This window comes from Ruania halotolerans (assembly GCF_021049285.1).
GTDB lineage: Bacteria > Actinomycetota > Actinomycetes > Actinomycetales > Beutenbergiaceae > Ruania > Ruania halotolerans.
Window position 1 is genome coordinate 2323346 of the sequence record NZ_CP088017.1, and the last position, 15565, is coordinate 2338910.

The window sequence follows — 15565 nt, forward strand, 5'->3', positions numbered from 1 at the left end:
GCCGCACCAGCGGCGTCCACTGCACCCCGTCGCAGCACTCAGACCGAACGAATGCCCGCAAAGAACGTCCGGATGTCGGCGGTCAGGACCTCGGGACGCTCCATGGATGCGAAATGTCCGCCGTCGGGAAACTCACTCCAGTGGACGATGTTGCTGTTGTCGCGTTCAGCGAAGGTGCGGATGGTCTTGAAGTCGTCCGCGAAGACGGCGACTCCGGTGGGCGCCGCGTTGACGGCGGGCACGGTAGCGGCGCGCGCTTCCTCGTAGTAGAAGCGCCCGGCGGTGGCTTGGGTATTCGTGAACCAGTACAGGCTGACGTGGGTGAGGATCTGGTCGCGGGTGACCAGGCTCGTCCCGTTGCCGAAGGAGTTGAACAGTTCACTCCAGGCCAGCTGGCCGACCGGCGAGTCGGCAATTCCCACCGCCACCGTCTGGGGCCGGGAGGCATTGATCGCGTTGTACCCGCCGACCGACTGGAACCACTTGAGGTGCTCGAGTGATGCGTAGTCCTTCGGTTCCAGCTTCTCGAACTCGCTCGGGTCACCCGAGGGGAACGAGAAGAGTTGCAGCACGTGCATTCCGAGATATCCAGGCGGGTCGAGCAGGCCGAGTTCACGGGAGACCATCGCTCCGACATCGCTGCCATGGGAGCCGTAGCTCTCGTAGCCAAGACGGCGCATCAATGTGTCGAATGTGCGCGCCACGCGCGCTATCGTCCAGCCGCCACCGGCCAACGGAGTGCTGAACCCGAAACCAGGCACGGAGGGCACCACCACGGAGAAGGCGTCCTCGGCCTTGCCGCCATGGGCCACGGGATCGGTGAGCGGACCGATCATGTCGAGGAAGTCGGCAAACGAGCCCGGATAGGTGTGCACGAGCAGCAACGGTGTCGCTGCCTCCTCCACCGACGGCACGTGGATGAAGTGCACCTCCTGACCGTCGATCTGGGTCAGATAGTGCGGAAACTCGTTCATCCGAGCCTCCTGTGCCCTCCAGTCGAAGTCGTTGATCCAATGGTCGACGGTCTCTGCCAGGTAGCTGTTCGGAGTTCCGTACTCCCAGTTCTCCTCGGGCGTCGGTCGGGGAAGTCGAGTGCGCGCCAGGCGCTGGTGCAGGTCCTCGAGGTCGCTCCCGGAAACCTCGACGCGGAAGGGACGGATATCGGCGGTGTTCTTCTCTGTGGTGGTCATGAGACCACGATAGAGACGCAATAGGAACATTCAGTTCCTATTGTCCGAGTATTCTCGGAACATGCTCGACACCTCGGCGCGCCTGCTCGCACTCCTCTCACTGCTGCAGTCCCGCCCAGACTGGCCGGGTTCCGAACTGGCGCGTCGCCTGGACGTGAGCACGCGCACGATCCGCAACGACATCGACAGGCTGCGGACGCTCGGCTATCCGGTCAACGCCGCCCGCGGCTCGTACGGGCACTACACACTCGGCGCCGGTGCGAAGCTCCCGCCATTACTTCTTGACGACGAGGAGGCCGTGGCGGTGGCGATCGGATTACGTGCCGGCGGCGGTGTCAGCGGAATCCGGGAGAGCAGCGCACGCGCCCTGACCAAACTCGAGCAGGTGTTGCCCCACCGTCTGCGCCGGCAGGTGACGGCGATCCACGAGGCCATGTCGACCGCGCCGGAGAATCTCGCCAGCAATGTCGAGGATCCCGAGACCGATGCCGCCACCCTCACCCAGATCGCGGCAGCGATCCGTGACCAGGAACTGCTCCGTTTCGACTACCAGGCTGGTGAGGACTCCGCTGGCCCGTGGGGCTCCACGCCTGCGGCGAACGAGCTACTGGAGGGGTGGGCCCACCTCGTGGAGCCGTACCGGCTCGTCAGCTGGCTGCGGCGCTGGTATCTCGTGGGTCGAGATGTCCCCACCGCCGCCTGGCGGATCTTCCGGGTCGATTGGACATCCTTACGTGCTCCCACACATCGCCATTTCACCCCTGTTCCGTTTCTTGACGGCGACTACACCAGCTTCGTCCTTCGAACGGTCGCCTCGACCGGCTGGAAGGTGCACGCCAGGATCACCGTGTTCGCTCCCGCCGAGGAAGTCCTGCGCCGCATCAACGCCACCGTGGGCGTGGTCGAGTCGATCGACGAGAGCACCTGCGTGCTCGTCACCGGTGCCGACAGTTTTGAGACCATCGCCGTCTACATCGGGATGCTCGGGCTCGATTTCCACGTCACCGAACCAGCCGCACTCGTGCACCATCTGCGTGAGCTCGGCCGGCGCTACTCCCGCGCGATCGAGGAGGCACCCTGCCGCAGCGACCAGGTCTAGTTGCGCGGGGGAAGGCCGTGCGGGCCTGAAGGGGACACTGACCGACCGCGTGGGCGGGCCGTCGAGATGGCGCGAAGGCTGGGAGTCAACAGGTCCACGAGTCGATCTGGGGGCAGGGACCGAAGCGGCTCGACCCCGATCACGTAGCGGCCGAAGATGATCCCGATGATGATCGTGATCGTGGCACTGGCGCGCTCACTAGCGCCGCGGCCGCCGAAGTATTCACCGAGCCGACTGACGATCTCGCGCTCGAGGTACTCCCGGAAGGCATGCAGAACCTCTGGGTGCTGCATGCCCGTCGCGACGAGCTGGGCAAGCGAGCCCCGCACCTCAGGTGCGTCCCACGCACGGATCACCAGGGCGGCAAGTCGCTCGGGCGCCGTCGTAGGGTCCCCGTCGAGCGCCTTCTCCAGCACCAGCGACGGACCGAGCGAGAGGGCCATCGCACGGGCGAACAGCTCCTTCTTCGATCCGAAGTGGTAGGCGATCAGGGCCGGGTCGCAGTGCGCCTCCTGAGCGATCATGCGCAGCGTCGCGCCGTGATAGCCGCACGTCGCGAACAGGTTGCGGGCCGCCGTCAGGAGCCGATCTCGGCCATCGTCGGTACCGGTACGGGGACGACCGCGCATTTTATTCATCAGCGTTGAGTGTAGCGAGGCGGAAGGTCAGACTCATGGCGACCAGGACGGAACAACAGGAGGCACTGTGAGCCAGCAGCAGGCGACGATAGACGTGACAGGGGTGAGCGTGGAGTTTCCCCGTGGGCGCAGGCGGCCCCCCTTCCGCGCATTGGATAGCGTCGACCTTGCCGTTCGTCCCGGTCAGGTCAGTTGTCTGCTCGGGCCCAACGGATCCGGTAAGACGACGCTGATGAACATCCTGACGGGCCTGTTGACGCCGACCTCAGGTCGCCTCCGAGTACTTGGTCTCGATCCAACAGCCCAGCGCCGGGAGCTCCTGCGTCGGATCGCGCTGGTGCCGCAGGAGACGTCGCTCTATCCCGAATTGACCGCGCGAGAGAACCTCGCCTTCCACGCCAGCTACTACGGAATGCCCGCCCGAGCACAGCGCGCACGTATCGACGAGACGCTCGAACTGGTTCAGCTCGGCAGTCGCGCCCGTGATCGGGCCGGCACCTTCTCCGGCGGCATGCAGCGCAGGCTCGCACTCGGTAAGGCACTGATGATGAAGCCCGAGGTCCTCCTCCTGGACGAGCCGACCCTCGGCGTCGATGTGCAGTCCCGCGAGGCCATCTGGACTCGCATCGACGAGGTGGCGCAGGAAGGACGAATCGTGCTCCTGACCACGAACTATATGGAGGAGGCCCAACGACTCGGTGATCAGATCACCATCATCGACCGAGGAATGAACGTCGTCGGCGGCAGTCTGAGTGAACTCACGTCCCAGGTGCCCGACGTCGAGCGGGTCGAGGTGCCAGCGGTCAGTCTGCAAGACGTCTTCCTGCACTTCACCGGCCGCGGACTACGGAACTGACCGCGGTGGCCACGAAAGCGGCATTCGCACTCGTCAAGAAGGACCTCACGGTCACCCTCCGTGCCCCCCTCTTTGCCGCGATCAGCATCCTGGTGCCGGTCGCATTCACCCTCCTGTACGCCATCGTCATCCACGTCTCGACTACGGCGCCCATCGCCATCGCCGACGAGGACGCAACGCCGCGATCGGCGGAGTTCGTCCAGGTGATGGAGCAGATGCGCAACGGCGACGGTCCCTACTACGAGATCCTCACCACGGACCCGGACCGGGCGCGCGAGATGTACCGCGACGGGGATGCCGGCGCGATGCTGACGATCCCGCAGGGATTTGCGCACTCTTCCGATACCGGCGATAGCCCGGCAGTGACGCTGTCCCTGATCAACATCAACGCTGACGGAACGAAGAACCACCATCTCCGTATCGAAGAAGCACTCCGGCAGTTCGAGCAGGCTCTACCGACGACTCCGGCCAGTCAGCTGACCATCACAGAGACAACCGCGTTCGACCATGACATCCCGGTGACCATCTACCTGGGCTCGGCGTTGATCGTCTTCGCCGCACTGTACGCCGGCATCGTCAATGTCGGTGTCGGCATCGCCCGGGAATGGGAAGGTCGCACCGCGAAAGGGCTCGTTCTTTCGCCGAGCGGTCCTGCCGCGCTCGTCGTGGGCAAGTGGATTGCCGGCGCCGCGACGTCCCTCGTCACGATAGCCGTGACGGTGGTGGGCATCGGCTGGGTTCTCGGCTACCCAGTCAATCTCCTCGGGTGGGCATCCGTGGGCGTGCTCGCCATCGTCTGGATATACGGAGCTGCCTTGGGCACCCTCCTTGGGGTCGCACTGCGGCAATCACTTCCGCTCATTCCGATCGCCGTGATGATCGCGATCACCCACTTCCTCGTCAACGGCTACGAGTCCTACATCCGCGGATTCGCTCACGGTGGCGCCGTCGACCTGCTCTGGTCGGCGACCCATGGGATCCCGCTAGCCCCGCTGTTCGACATGGTGCGGTTCGAGGTTGCCTCGCTCCCCCAACCGGACGGCGCGACCGTGGGGGTCATCGGAAGCCTCCTCCTCGCAACCGCCGTACTCGCCCTCGCCGCCTGGCGGTTGACCCGAGCCCTCCGCTTCTCCCAAGGACAATGATGATGACTGCACTTCGCGCACTCGCTGCCATGACCACCCGCAACCTTCGGATCGCCCGGCGCCGCCCGGAGTTGCTCGTGCAGACGATGGCGTTACCCGTCGTCGTTCTCGTCCTTGCCTCCCTCATCTTCGGGGCGAGCGACTCGTGGCCGATCGCCGTCGTCGATGAGGCCGAAACTGCACAATCTCGCCAGCTCACCCACACCATCGACGAGACCCAGGGGCCGACCGGCCACTACTTCCGAGTGGTCGAGACCGACGCCACTGCAGCAGCCACGCAGCTCCTGGACGGCAGGCTGCACATGACGATCACGATCCCTCCCGACTTCGATACCACCGGAGTGGTTGAAGTCGCGACCTACAACATCAACACCGACGCCATGAAGAACGTACGGCTGCGCGTGACGACAATGGCGAACCTCTTTGACAGTGCCGCTCATGCCGACCAGATCACCGCGATCATCGACAGGGCTAAGCCGGTGGACGTCCCACGCACGGCTTTCATGGGCGGATCAGCGGTGATCCTCGCGCTGCTCCTCGGCGCCGCATTGATCTCTGCCAACCTCTACGCCGTCGACAGCGAGCATCGCACGGAGAAGGAGATCGCCCTGACCCCGCTGGGTAGCTATATCGCGGGACTAGGCGCAGCAGCCGCCGGGTGGATCCTCGCCTTCGTGGCTACTGTTCCCACTGTGCTCGTGGCGCTGGCCTTCGGGGCACGAGCGGAGCCCGACGACGTCTTCCGGGCCACCATGATCGTCCTTCCGGCCACGGCAGCAGCGGCCGGAGTGGGCGTGTTGGTCGCCGTCGGCCTGAGAACCCATCGCGTGATCCAGCCCGCGCTCATTCTGGTGGCACTCGGTAGTTACTTCGCGAGCGGTGGGTTCATCTCGGTCTCAGCCCTGCCCCCGCTCGCTCGTGCGATCAACGCCTGGTGGCCGCCCGTGTATGTCTTCGAGTGGTCCAATCCGGTGCTCCATGGATTCACGAGCAGCCCGGCCCTCGGGGCTGTGGCCTCGCTGTGCGGGGCGACAGTTCTCGCCGTGGCGCTCGCCGCACTCGCAGCGCAACGAGCGAGTCGCCGGAAGGTGTCACATGGCCAGTAGAAGCACAGGAGGTCGGTCACTGCGCCCATGGGGCGGCGCTTGCACGAATTCGGCGTTGCCGCGCTCCTTCACGTCCTCCTCCAGCCTCGCCGAGGGCGTCAGCACGTGATTTCGCGGAAAGCCGGGATGCTGGTCATCAGCAGCGTGGCTTCCCACAGGCGTATCGCCTCCTGACGCGCGGGGACAGCTCCCAGGACTGGACCGAACATCGCTCGCCGCTCACCGGCAGCGGTCGTGATGACCAAAACGGGCGTGCCGATCTCAGCGTCGATGCGGTCAACGCCATCGTGGTGGGAGGCGCGCAACGCAGAGTCGTAGGCGGTGGACGTGCCTGCTTCGGCGAGACCACGGGGAAGGGCCGAACGGTGCAGCGCTTCGCTGATGTCGCCGATCCACTCCCGACCGGTTCCGTCGGGTTCAGTCCACAGCGCGTCGTAGAACCTGCCAAGTGCGTCGTGTCCATGCTCGACGAGGACTGCCGTGGCGACGCGGGCGGGAATCCACAGGTAGCCGTCCGGGTCACCCTCGGGGTCGTCGCCACGATGCTCGTTGAGCACCGACAGGCTCATCACCCGCCAGCGGATACGGAGTGGGTACTCGGCGGCGATCAGACTGATCCAACGTGCGGTGTGGCGAGTGAGCGGACATGCGGGATCCAGCCAGAAGTCCGCCGTCCACTCCCCCAGCTCCGCTCTGCCGGGGGACTGGGCGCGACACCGGCGCAGAATCTCGTCGACAACCACCTCGACCGGTGCGGTGGCATCGATGCGAACGCCTTCCGGCACATCACCGCCCGTGCGATGCATCTGCAGTACACGTTCTCGCTCCGCCGAACGGGCACCCCATTCGCCCTCGGGTCGCACACGGAGGCGCTCATCGAGCGTGGCGAGATCGACGTCCAGGACGAAGACCTCATCGAACAGGTGGATGAACTTCTGGAAGTTCCGTGAACCGCCGCAGAAGAAGGTGACGGGCTCGTCCGTGGCCGACACCAGGCGTCGCACCTTGTCGAGATCCCAGATGTGATGCTCGTGGCCACCGGTGATCGTCGGCTCACCCGTCTCGGGATCGCCTCGATAGGCCAGTTCACGGTCACCGTGGACGGCGTGAAGACCGCGCCGTTGCAGTTCATCGCAGACGGTCGTCTTGCCTGCACCGGAAGGGCCTTCCACCAGGTAGTTCTTCCTGCCCATGCCGCGACTGTACGCACTCTACCCACACCGAAGACTCAACTCGTACGATGCCGTTCGAGATAAGGGCCTACCTGAGCGAGATGGAGGAACGACGCCATGGGCACAGTCGTCTCTCACCCGAGCGTGACCGCCGACGGGTACGCGGCGGGCCGAACGCGCATACCGACCGTCCTCACTCGCCGGGATCATTCGCTGGCCCTGGGTGCCAGGCCAGCGAGGCCACACAGGCAATCAGGGCGACCACGGCGGCGAACCAGTAGCCCGGCGCAAAGGCGGCGAAACTCGGTACCAGCAAAGCCGCGGCAGCGACACTCGAGACCGCGGACACACCGGCTGCAGCACCGAATTCGTGGAAGGTGCTGAGTGCGCCGGAGGCGACACCCGCTTCCGGCGGGTGCGTTGCAGAAAACATGCTGCCCGCGGCGGCAACGAAGACGGCGCCGATGCCGAACCCGGCCACGCTGGTTGCCACGACGAGCACTGTCATCGAGAAGATCGTGGCGGCTGCCGCGAACCCTGCAGCCGTGATCACCAGTCCCGTCGCCGCGACCGCGCGTACGCCCCGGCGGGGAATGATCCGGCCGGCGAGAGTAGAGCCGAGAACGGTGCCGATCGCGACGGGCAGGAACGCCAGCCCCGTCTCCAGGGCGCTCCACCCGTGCAGGTGCTGGAGGGCGAACGAGCCCAGGAAGAACGCCGAGATCATCAGCGCCGTCGCCACGAAGATCAGTGCGAGAGCGCGCAGTACCGGACCGCGGCGGAGCATGCTCGGATCGATCAGAGGAAGGGTGGCGGCGTGAATCCGCCACCCGAAGAGTGCATACCCGATCAGCGCAGCACCGGCGGCGATCAACGTGTGCGCGCTGAGCCAGCCGTAATCCCCGGCGACCACCAATCCGTACACGAGCGCGCCAGTCGCAGCGGTCACCAGTGCGGCGCCGACCACGTCGACTCGACCGCCAGAACCCGGCAGCCGCTGCACCGAGCGCAGCAGCCCGATCAGCAGCGCGATGCCGACCGGGACGTTGATGAAGAACACCCACGGCCATCCCGGTCCGGCGGTCAGTAGACCGCCCAGAAGTACTCCGAGAGCGGCGCCCGCACCCCCCAGCGCCGACCACACGCCCAGGGCACGGGTCAGCTCTGCGCCAGTGAATGTGCGTGCGATCACCGACAGCGCCGCCGGCGACATTGCCGCCGCACCCACGCCCTGCAGTACCCGAGCGAGTAGCAGGATCTCGCCGTTGCCTGACAGACCCGCCAGCAGTGACGCCGCCACGAAAACACCGAGGCCCGTCAGCACCACTCGCCGCGGACCAAGGATGTCAGCCGCCTTGCCGCCCAGCAGCATCAGTCCACCGAACACCAGCGCGTAACTGCTCGCTACCCAGGCCACGCCGCTGCGGTCCAGCGCGAGATCAGATTGCATCTCCGGGAGCGCGATCGCGACGACCGTGACATCGACGATCAGCATCAATTGCGCCACCCCCAAGAGGGCCAGCGTGCGCCAGCGCCGAGGATCAGCGGCTGTCGCCGCCTCCGGAACCGCAGGGTCAAGACCGCCCATCACCGTCACCTTCCACTAAGTCGTACACGCATGTACGACTACACTAACTCGTACATGCGTGTTCGACAAGAAGTTGTGTCGACGTTCTGGGCACCCTTGCCGGCGCACCCTTCTGGCACACGCGACCAGCAGCCACACGCCAGCCCGGCACCAGGCACCAGGCACCAGGCACCAGGCACCAGGCACCAGGCACCCGGCACCAGGCACCAGGCACCAGGCACCAGGCACCAGGCACCGGGAGTCAAAGCCGCGCAGACCTACCGTGCATCACCGGGCGGTATCCCAGCCCAGACGATTTCGCTCAGGGCAGTCGTCAGGCGGCGAGTACGGCAAGCACGGTGTCGCACACCAAGGACGGCGCATCGTCGGCGGTGATCTCACCGCGGTGCACCGCATCGGACGCAGTGTGCAGCACTGCCTGAATCAGGCTGATCTGCCAGTCGATCGGCACGTCGCATCGAAACTCGCCAGCTTCCCGGCCACGGATGAGCACCCCGCGCACGCGAGCAGCGAGCTCTTCGTGGGCACGGCGAATCTGCTCGGGCGCGAGCGCCTGAGAGGCCGCTACCACGATGGCACCGAACCGGTGGGTCAGATGCCAGGTGGCCCCGAGCAGACGACTGAGCGCGTCGCGCGGATCGCCGTCGAGATTCACCTCTGCTAGAGCCTCGTGAGTCTGGGCGATCGCCCGGTCGACGACCGCACTGATGAGCGTCGCCCGGGAGTCGAAGTGGCCGTAGAGGGTGACTCTCCCGACGTCCGCAGCCTTGGCAATGTCATTGATACTTGCCTCGGGATTGACGGCGAGAAGCCGGGTGGCGGCGTCAATGATCGCCTCGATGTTCCGCAACGCGTCCGCGCGCTTGGTGCGATCCCCAGAGGCATCCCTGGTGCGAGCGCTCGGGCCCGTTGTCCTCGCTGCCACCGAACACCCTCCCAGCACGTGCTGTCATGCCCATGTTAGCCGGTGCCCGCCCCTTCGAAGCCTCGTCTTCACCACCCGTCTTGACGCGTGAATTGCTGTACCCGGGGCGCCCACTCCTTCGCGACGCTGCCACGCCGTACGCCGGTTATACCGACGGAGGGCGCGCGCCAGGTGCGGCTCGTCGTGGTTATCCATGCGCTCGACGACTGCGCTGGTCCGCGCTCCTGTGGCGAGTAGGTGCGCTGCGGTGCGCGAACCGTCTCCGCATCATCCTGCCGGAGCGCTTCCCAGGAGCCGCCGTCCAACCAGCCGACTGACGACTCAAGAGCGAAGCAGTGAGTTGGCTGCTCGCCGAAAGCCGTCTAGCGTCGAGGACATTCCGAACGATCAGGAACGGACGGTGAATCGGGTGCGCTCCGTGGTGAAATCCAGGTTCATCACGGAAGGTGAGTACGCCGCCAGGGCGGCCCAGGTATTCGCTGCCTGCGCCGAGAATCGGGCGAGGACCGCTCGAACTGAAGCCACGGCAGGATCGAGCAAGGAGAAGTGACATGGCCACCTTCATCATCATCGGATATGGCGATCGCGCCGGATACGACCTCACCGATCCCGACGTCAGGGACGAGGCACACGAACACGACGCGCGCCTGCGCGAGACCGGAGCCGTGATGGGCATCGCGGGGACTCCGATCCAAGTACGCAACCACGACCGCGCACAGGTCGTGACCTCCGACGGGGCATTTCTGCGCTCCGACCTCCCGATCGCTGGCTTCACCGTCATCACCGCCGATACCACGGACGAGGCCGTAGAGATCGCCTCCAAGACACCATGCGCCGTCGCCCACGGGGTGGTCGAGGTGTGGCCGCTGCAAACCTAGATCATGGTCCTGGGGACCGCTCAACGTGTTCGCGTACCCCCGTGCGAGGCGGCGGCCCCTGCCGAGTGGTGATCCGCCATGGTCGAGCAACAGGCGGGCATGCCTCCGCTGGTGCGCGTTGTCCCACTGGCGCAAGATGCAAGTACATCGATTCGGATGTCGCCGGTATTCTGGCAGGCTCGGCCGCATCGTGCGCAACGCCCCGGCGGAAGCCGCCACCAGCTGCAGACAGGAAGAACGTGCACGGAAACAACACCGCCCGATTCACCAGAGCGGCCATGCTCTCGGTCACCTCGGGCCTGCCGGGCACGGTGACCACCTCGGCACAAATCCAGGAGCAGCTGGCCGAGGTTCTCGACCGGCTCCGACTGCCCCGGACCCTCCTCGAACGCGTGGCCGGGGTACTGGAGCGCCGCACCTGGTCCCCGGACGAGGACATGTACTCCGGGACCATCGACGCCGCCAACCGCGCGCTCGCGCACGCGGACGTTAATCCCGAGGAGATCGATCTCCTCATCAACACCTCGGTCTCGCGGCCGCATCTCGAGCCCTCGGTGGCGGCTCGGTTGCACCACGGCCTTGGCCTGCCCTCCTCCGCGCTGAACTTCGACGTGACGAACGCCTGCCTCGGATTCGTCAACGGGATGAGCCTGGCCGCCAGCATGATCGAGACCGGGCAGATCCGCCACGCGCTCGTCGTCGCCGGAGAGAATGCCGCCGACGTCCACGCGGCGACGATCCAGCGGCTCCTGAATGCACACCCGAGCCGCGACGAGCTCATGCAGGAGTTCGCCACCCTCACCCTGGGTTCGGGTGCGGCCGCTACAGTGATCGGCGCTTCCGAGGATCACCCTGGCAGCCATCGCCTGCTCGGCGGCGTCACGCGCGCGGCCACGCAGTTCCACGACCTGTGCGTGGGCAGCGCCGATGGCATGTTCACCGATGCCGCCGGCCTGCTCAAGGGCGGTCTCGACCTCGTCGTCTCCGCCTGGCGCGAGGCCGAACCCGAGTGGCGCTGGTCTAAGGCCGACCGCTTCGTCACTCATCAGGTCTCCCGCGCACACACCGACGCCATCACCGACGCCATCGACCTGGACCCTGCGAGGGTGCCGACCACATACGCCAACCTCGGCAACGTGGGCCCCGCCTCGCTGCCGATCACCCTGGCCGCTGAGCAGGAGTCCCTCCATCCAGGTGATCGCGTGGTGCTCATGGGCGTCGGTTCCGGCCTCAACACAGCGCTCATGGAGATCATCTGGTGACCGGCGCCGGCATCCCCGCCCCTCTGCTCCCTACCCTGCCCGGTCTGGATGCCGCATGGAGCCGGGTGGTGCGGGTCCCCGACGTGGCCACCGATACCGGCGGCCGCGCCGAACCCGCGCTGCGTTCCTGGCACGTCCTGGATACCGGGCCCGCACTCGAAGATCGCGGCCATCAGGTTGCCGGAACTGTGCTCGCCGTCCACGGAAACCCCACCTGGTCCTATCTGTGGCGGCACCTGCTGACGGCGAGCCTTGCCCAGGCAGATGCTGGCGGCCCCGCCTGGCGCATCATCGCCGTCGACCAACTCGAGATGGGCTTCTCCGAGCGCACCGAGGTGGTCCGCGATCTCCCGCAGCGCATCGCCGACCTCGGCGCACTCACCGACGCCCTCGACATCGGGCCCGTCGTCACCCTTGGTCACGACTGGGGCGGCGTCATCAGCCTCGGCTGGGCACTGGCACACCCGGACCAACTTGCCGGCATCACCCTGCTCAACACGGCCGTCCACCAGGGCCCGGGACCCATCCCGGCACCGCTACGCCTGGCCGGCGCCACGGGGGTGCTCACCGCCGCAACGCGCAGGACCACGGCGTTCCTGGAGACCACCCTCGCCCTCGCCCACCCACCTTTGACGGCGCCGATCCGGGCTGCCTACCGTGCGCCCTACCGCAGCCCAGCACGGCGACGCGGGATCGGTGACTTCGTTGCCGACATCCCCATCGGCGAGGAGCACTCCAGCTCGCCCGCCCTGACGGCGATCGCCGAGGGCGTGCGTGGCCTGCGTGTTCCCGCACTCCTGCTGTGGGGTCCGCGGGACCCGATCTTCAGCGACCGCTATCTCGACGACCTCGCCGGCCGACTACCGCACGCCCGCGTGCATCGGTTCGAAGGTGCGGGTCACCTGGTGGCCGAGGACGCACCGTGGGCGTCCGCCGTCCTCGACTGGCTGCCCACACCCGATGCGAGCCCTGCCTCCGATACCGCGCCCGCCGGATCGAGCGGACGCGGCAGGCCCAGCGCCGCGGCCGAACCGATCTTCCGCCCGCTCGGCGCCGCTCTCGAGGAGCGCTCCCAGGATCGCGACATCGCCGTCGTCGATATGGCGGGAGACTCGCCGGTGCGGGTGAGTTGGCAACTCCTGGCCCGCAACGTCGAACGCCTCGCAACGGGCCTGCTGGGCGCAGGGGTGCGGGCGGGCGATCGCGTCAGTCTGCTCGTCCCTCCGGGGCCGGCTCTCACGGCGAGCGTGTACGCGTGCCTGCGGATCGGGGCCGTCGTGGTGGTGGCCGATGCCGGTCTGGGGGTGGCTGGCCTCTCCCGCGCCATGCGAGGAGCGCAGGCCGACGTCGTGATCGGGCAGCGTCGAGGGCTCATGGCCGCCCGTGCGCTCGGCTGGCCGGGCCGCCGGATCTCGGCAGATGCCCTCCCCGCGGTCGTGGCGGCAGCCATGGGAGTGCGCACCTCGCTTCCCGCTCTGATGCGCGACGGCGAACGCGCCCTTTCCGAGGGTGCGCACCTCCCGCCACACCCGGGGCCCGATGAGGACGCCGCCGTGCTCTTCACGTCCGGCTCCACCGGACCCGCCAAGGGCGTGCGCTACACCCACGCCCAGCTGGCAGCCGTGCGGGACGTGCTCATCGCCGAACTCGACCCGTTGCCAGAGACCGGACTCGTGACCGGCTTCGCACCGTTCGCCCTGCTCGGGCCGGCCCTCGGCACCTGTTCGGCAACGCCGGATATGGACGTCTCGGCGCCCCGCACGCTCACCGCACGCGCCGTGGCCGACGCCGTGACCGCCTCGGGCGCCACGACCGTGTTCCTCTCACCGGCCGCGGCAGGCAACGTTGCCCGGACCGCACACGAGCTGTCCGCCGACGGCCGCGCCACCTTGCGCAGCGTCACCCAGCTGCTCTCCACCGGCGCACCGGTCAGCGCTGCGGTGCTGGGCTCGGTGGCCGAACTCATGCCCACGGCAGTGGCGCACACCCCCTACGGGATGACCGAGTGCCTGCTCGTCACCGACATCACACTGCCGGAGATCCTCGTCGTCGCGAACGCCGACGACGCCGGCGTGTGCGTGGGGCGGCCGGTGCACGCCGCCCAGGTGCGTATCAGCGCGCTGGATTCCGGTGGCATGGCCGTGGGTGCACCGGCGCAAGAGCCCGGAGTGCTCGGTGAGGTTCTGGTGAGTGCGCCGCACCTCAAAGACGGCTACGACCGCCTCTGGCTGACCGACCTCGCCGCCACCCGCGCCACTCCCGACGACGGTGGTCGGTGGCACCGCACGGGTGATGTCGGCCATCTCGACGCCCAGGGACGGCTGTGGATCGAAGGGCGACTTGCGCATGTGCTCACGACGGCGGCCGGCCCACTCGCCCCGGTCGGACCCGAACAAGAGGTGGAGCGTGCCGCGGGCGTGCAGCGGGCGGCGATCGTCGGCGTCGGGCCGCCGGGGGTCCAGCAGGCCGTCGCAGTGGTGGAGACCGACCCGCGGGCGCGGCGCGCGGGCCTGGCCACGGCCGCGATCGCCGAGCAGGCGCGCACTGCGTGCTCCACTGCGCTGGCCGCCGTCCTGACCGTCCCTGAGCTTCCCACTGATGTGCGGCACAACTCCAAGATCGACCGCGGTGCGCTGCAGGTGTGGGCGCAGCGGGTGCTCGCAGGCGAACGCGCGGCGGCTCCACGATGAAGGTGCTGGTCACAGGCGCGAGTGGCTTCCTGGGCCGCGCAGTCGCGGTTCAGATCGCCCGCGCCGGTCACGAGGTCACCACACTGCAGCGGCGTCCCAGCGGGGCTCCCGGGGTCCAAGACATCCGTGGGAGCATCACAGATGCGACGGTGGTGCGCCGCGCCGTCGGCGGCCAGGACGCGGTGGTGCACCTCGCGGCGAAGGTCTCACTCGCCGGTGAGCCAGCCGAGTTCAGGCGCGTCAACATTGAGGGCACCCGAAATCTGCTGAAGGCGGCCCGAGCGGCGGGTGTGCAGCGCTTCGTCCAGGTCTCCTCCCCCTCGGTCGCGCACGTGGGGAATGCGCTCGTGGGGGTAGGCGCCGAGCCCGCCGATCCCGAGGGCACGCTGGGGCAGTACGCGCAGACGAAAGCTGCCGCCGAGCTGCTCGCGCTCTCCTACGATTCCCCCGGCCTGGCGGTCCTCGCCGTGCGACCGCACCTCGTGTGGGGCCCTGGCGATCCCCAACTCGTGGCGCGGATCGTCGATCGTGCCCGGCGGGGCCGACTCCCCCTGCTGGATGACGGTGCAGCGCTGATCGACTCCACGTACATCGACAATGCCGCCGATGCGATGCTCGCGGCAGTGGAGCGCGCCGAGGTCGCACGCGGCCGCGCCTACGTCGTCACCAATGGCGAACCGCGCCCTGTGGCCGAGCTCATCGCTGGGATGTGCCGCGCGGCAGGTGTGCCTGCTCCCTCGTGGCGCATTCCCGGGAGCCTGGCTCGCGCCGCGGGTGGCGCCGTGGAGCGGATCTGGGCGTGGCGGCCGGGGCAGGATGAACCGCCGATGACCCGGTTCCTCGCCGAACAGCTCTCGACGGCGCACTGGTTCGACCAACGCGGCACGCGCGAGGCCCTCGCATGGCAGCCACGAGTGAGCATTGATGAGGGCATGGCCCGATTGGCCCGGTTCTATCGCAAGGCGTGAGCCACGACCACAACGAGATTCCTGAGCAGGAAACCGAGAAGAACCGGT

At 67.5% G+C, this 15565-nt stretch carries 14 protein-coding genes; 8 read left to right on the forward strand and 6 right to left on the reverse strand.

The window, feature by feature from the left end:
* Positions 1-38: 38 nt before the first annotated feature.
* Positions 39-1190: an epoxide hydrolase family protein gene (locus tag LQF10_RS10310; protein ID WP_231063767.1), complete on the reverse strand. Its 1152-nt coding sequence runs from the start codon at positions 1188-1190 to the stop codon at positions 39-41.
* Between the two features lie 61 nt (positions 1191-1251).
* Between LQF10_RS10310 and LQF10_RS10315 the strand changes: the two genes are divergently transcribed.
* A complete protein-coding gene (locus LQF10_RS10315) occupies positions 1252-2289 on the forward strand; it encodes a helix-turn-helix transcriptional regulator (RefSeq protein ID WP_231063768.1) in 1038 nt (345 codons plus the stop codon).
* On the opposite strand, the gene LQF10_RS10320 is transcribed toward LQF10_RS10315, so the two are convergent.
* Positions 2286-2927: a TetR/AcrR family transcriptional regulator gene (locus LQF10_RS10320; RefSeq protein ID WP_231063769.1), complete on the reverse strand. Its 642-nt coding sequence runs from the start codon at positions 2925-2927 to the stop codon at positions 2286-2288. The two genes, LQF10_RS10315 and LQF10_RS10320, sit on opposite strands and share 4 nt — an antisense overlap.
* A 67-nt stretch (positions 2928-2994) precedes the next feature.
* On the opposite strand from LQF10_RS10320, the gene LQF10_RS10325 reads away from it, so the two are divergent.
* The 3 genes from LQF10_RS10325 to LQF10_RS10335 are packed head-to-tail and all read left to right on the forward strand — an operon-like array spanning position 2995 to position 6034.
* Entirely contained in the window at positions 2995-3783 is a 789-nt protein-coding gene (locus LQF10_RS10325) for an ABC transporter ATP-binding protein (protein WP_231063770.1), read from the forward strand.
* A 5-nt stretch (positions 3784-3788) separates the two neighbouring features.
* Positions 3789-4928: an ABC transporter permease gene (locus tag LQF10_RS10330; protein WP_231063771.1), complete on the forward strand. Its 1140-nt coding sequence runs from the start codon at positions 3789-3791 to the stop codon at positions 4926-4928.
* Between the two features lie 2 nt (positions 4929-4930).
* Positions 4931-6034 (forward strand): ABC transporter permease, encoded by a 1104-nt coding sequence (locus tag LQF10_RS10335; protein ID WP_231063772.1) that lies wholly within the window; start codon positions 4931-4933, stop codon positions 6032-6034.
* Between the two features lie 98 nt (positions 6035-6132).
* On the opposite strand, the gene LQF10_RS10340 is transcribed toward LQF10_RS10335, so the two are convergent.
* The 4 genes from LQF10_RS10340 to LQF10_RS10355 all read right to left on the reverse strand — a co-directional run bounded on the left by LQF10_RS10340 (position 6133) and on the right by LQF10_RS10355 (position 10244).
* Complete coding sequence (locus LQF10_RS10340) at positions 6133-7227, reverse strand: AAA family ATPase (RefSeq protein WP_231063773.1); 1095 nt, start codon at positions 7225-7227, stop codon at positions 6133-6135.
* Positions 7228-7399: 172 nt separating this feature from the next.
* On the reverse strand, positions 7400-8794 hold the full coding sequence (locus tag LQF10_RS10345; protein ID WP_231063774.1) for an MFS transporter: 1395 nt from the start codon (positions 8792-8794) through the stop codon (positions 7400-7402).
* 313 nt (positions 8795-9107) lie between these two features.
* The gene (locus LQF10_RS10350; RefSeq protein ID WP_231063775.1) at positions 9108-9719 is read right to left on the reverse strand and encodes a TetR/AcrR family transcriptional regulator; all 612 of its coding nucleotides are present in this window, start codon (positions 9717-9719) and stop codon (positions 9108-9110) included.
* Positions 9720-10106: 387 nt separating this feature from the next.
* Positions 10107-10244: a hypothetical protein gene (locus tag LQF10_RS10355; protein ID WP_231063776.1), complete on the reverse strand. Its 138-nt coding sequence runs from the start codon at positions 10242-10244 to the stop codon at positions 10107-10109.
* A gap of 26 nt (positions 10245-10270) precedes the next feature.
* Here LQF10_RS10355 and LQF10_RS10360 point away from each other — a divergent pair, with 26 nt between their 5' ends.
* The 4 genes from LQF10_RS10360 (at position 10271) to LQF10_RS10375 (ending at position 15517) form a co-directional block, all read left to right on the forward strand.
* Positions 10271-10597 (forward strand): YciI family protein, encoded by a 327-nt coding sequence (locus LQF10_RS10360; RefSeq protein WP_231063777.1) that lies wholly within the window; start codon positions 10271-10273, stop codon positions 10595-10597.
* A gap of 239 nt (positions 10598-10836) precedes the next feature.
* The gene (locus LQF10_RS10365) at positions 10837-11859 is read left to right on the forward strand and encodes a 3-oxoacyl-ACP synthase III (protein WP_435531450.1); all 1023 of its coding nucleotides are present in this window, start codon (positions 10837-10839) and stop codon (positions 11857-11859) included.
* Positions 11853-14549: an alpha/beta fold hydrolase gene (locus tag LQF10_RS10370; protein WP_435531451.1), complete on the forward strand. Its 2697-nt coding sequence runs from the start codon at positions 11853-11855 to the stop codon at positions 14547-14549. Before LQF10_RS10365 ends, LQF10_RS10370 begins: the two co-directional genes overlap by 7 nt.
* Positions 14546-15517, forward strand: a complete 972-nt coding sequence (locus LQF10_RS10375) for an NAD-dependent epimerase/dehydratase family protein (RefSeq protein ID WP_231063779.1) — start codon at positions 14546-14548, stop codon at positions 15515-15517. The genes LQF10_RS10370 and LQF10_RS10375 overlap by 4 nt, the downstream gene beginning before the upstream one ends.
* Positions 15518-15565 lie beyond the last annotated feature (48 nt).

What these genes read in the sequence shown, in the direction of transcription:
- LQF10_RS10310 (WP_231063767.1), bottom strand. Translation starts at nt 1,190, where the DNA reads ATGACCACCACAGAGAAGAACACCGCCGATATCCGTCCCTTCCGCGTC.
- LQF10_RS10360 (WP_231063777.1), top strand. Translation starts at nt 10,271, where the DNA reads ATGGCCACCTTCATCATCATCGGATATGGCGATCGCGCCGGATACGAC.
- LQF10_RS10375 (WP_231063779.1), top strand. Translation starts at nt 14,546, where the DNA reads ATGAAGGTGCTGGTCACAGGCGCGAGTGGCTTCCTGGGCCGCGCAGTC.
- LQF10_RS10320 (WP_231063769.1), bottom strand. Translation starts at nt 2,927, where the DNA reads ATGAATAAAATGCGCGGTCGTCCCCGTACCGGTACCGACGATGGCCGA.
- LQF10_RS10340 (WP_231063773.1), bottom strand. Translation starts at nt 7,227, where the DNA reads ATGGGCAGGAAGAACTACCTGGTGGAAGGCCCTTCCGGTGCAGGCAAG.
- LQF10_RS10335 (WP_231063772.1), top strand. Translation starts at nt 4,931, where the DNA reads ATGACTGCACTTCGCGCACTCGCTGCCATGACCACCCGCAACCTTCGG.
- LQF10_RS10315 (WP_231063768.1), top strand. Translation starts at nt 1,252, where the DNA reads ATGCTCGACACCTCGGCGCGCCTGCTCGCACTCCTCTCACTGCTGCAG.
- LQF10_RS10345 (WP_231063774.1), bottom strand. Translation starts at nt 8,794, where the DNA reads ATGGGCGGTCTTGACCCTGCGGTTCCGGAGGCGGCGACAGCCGCTGAT.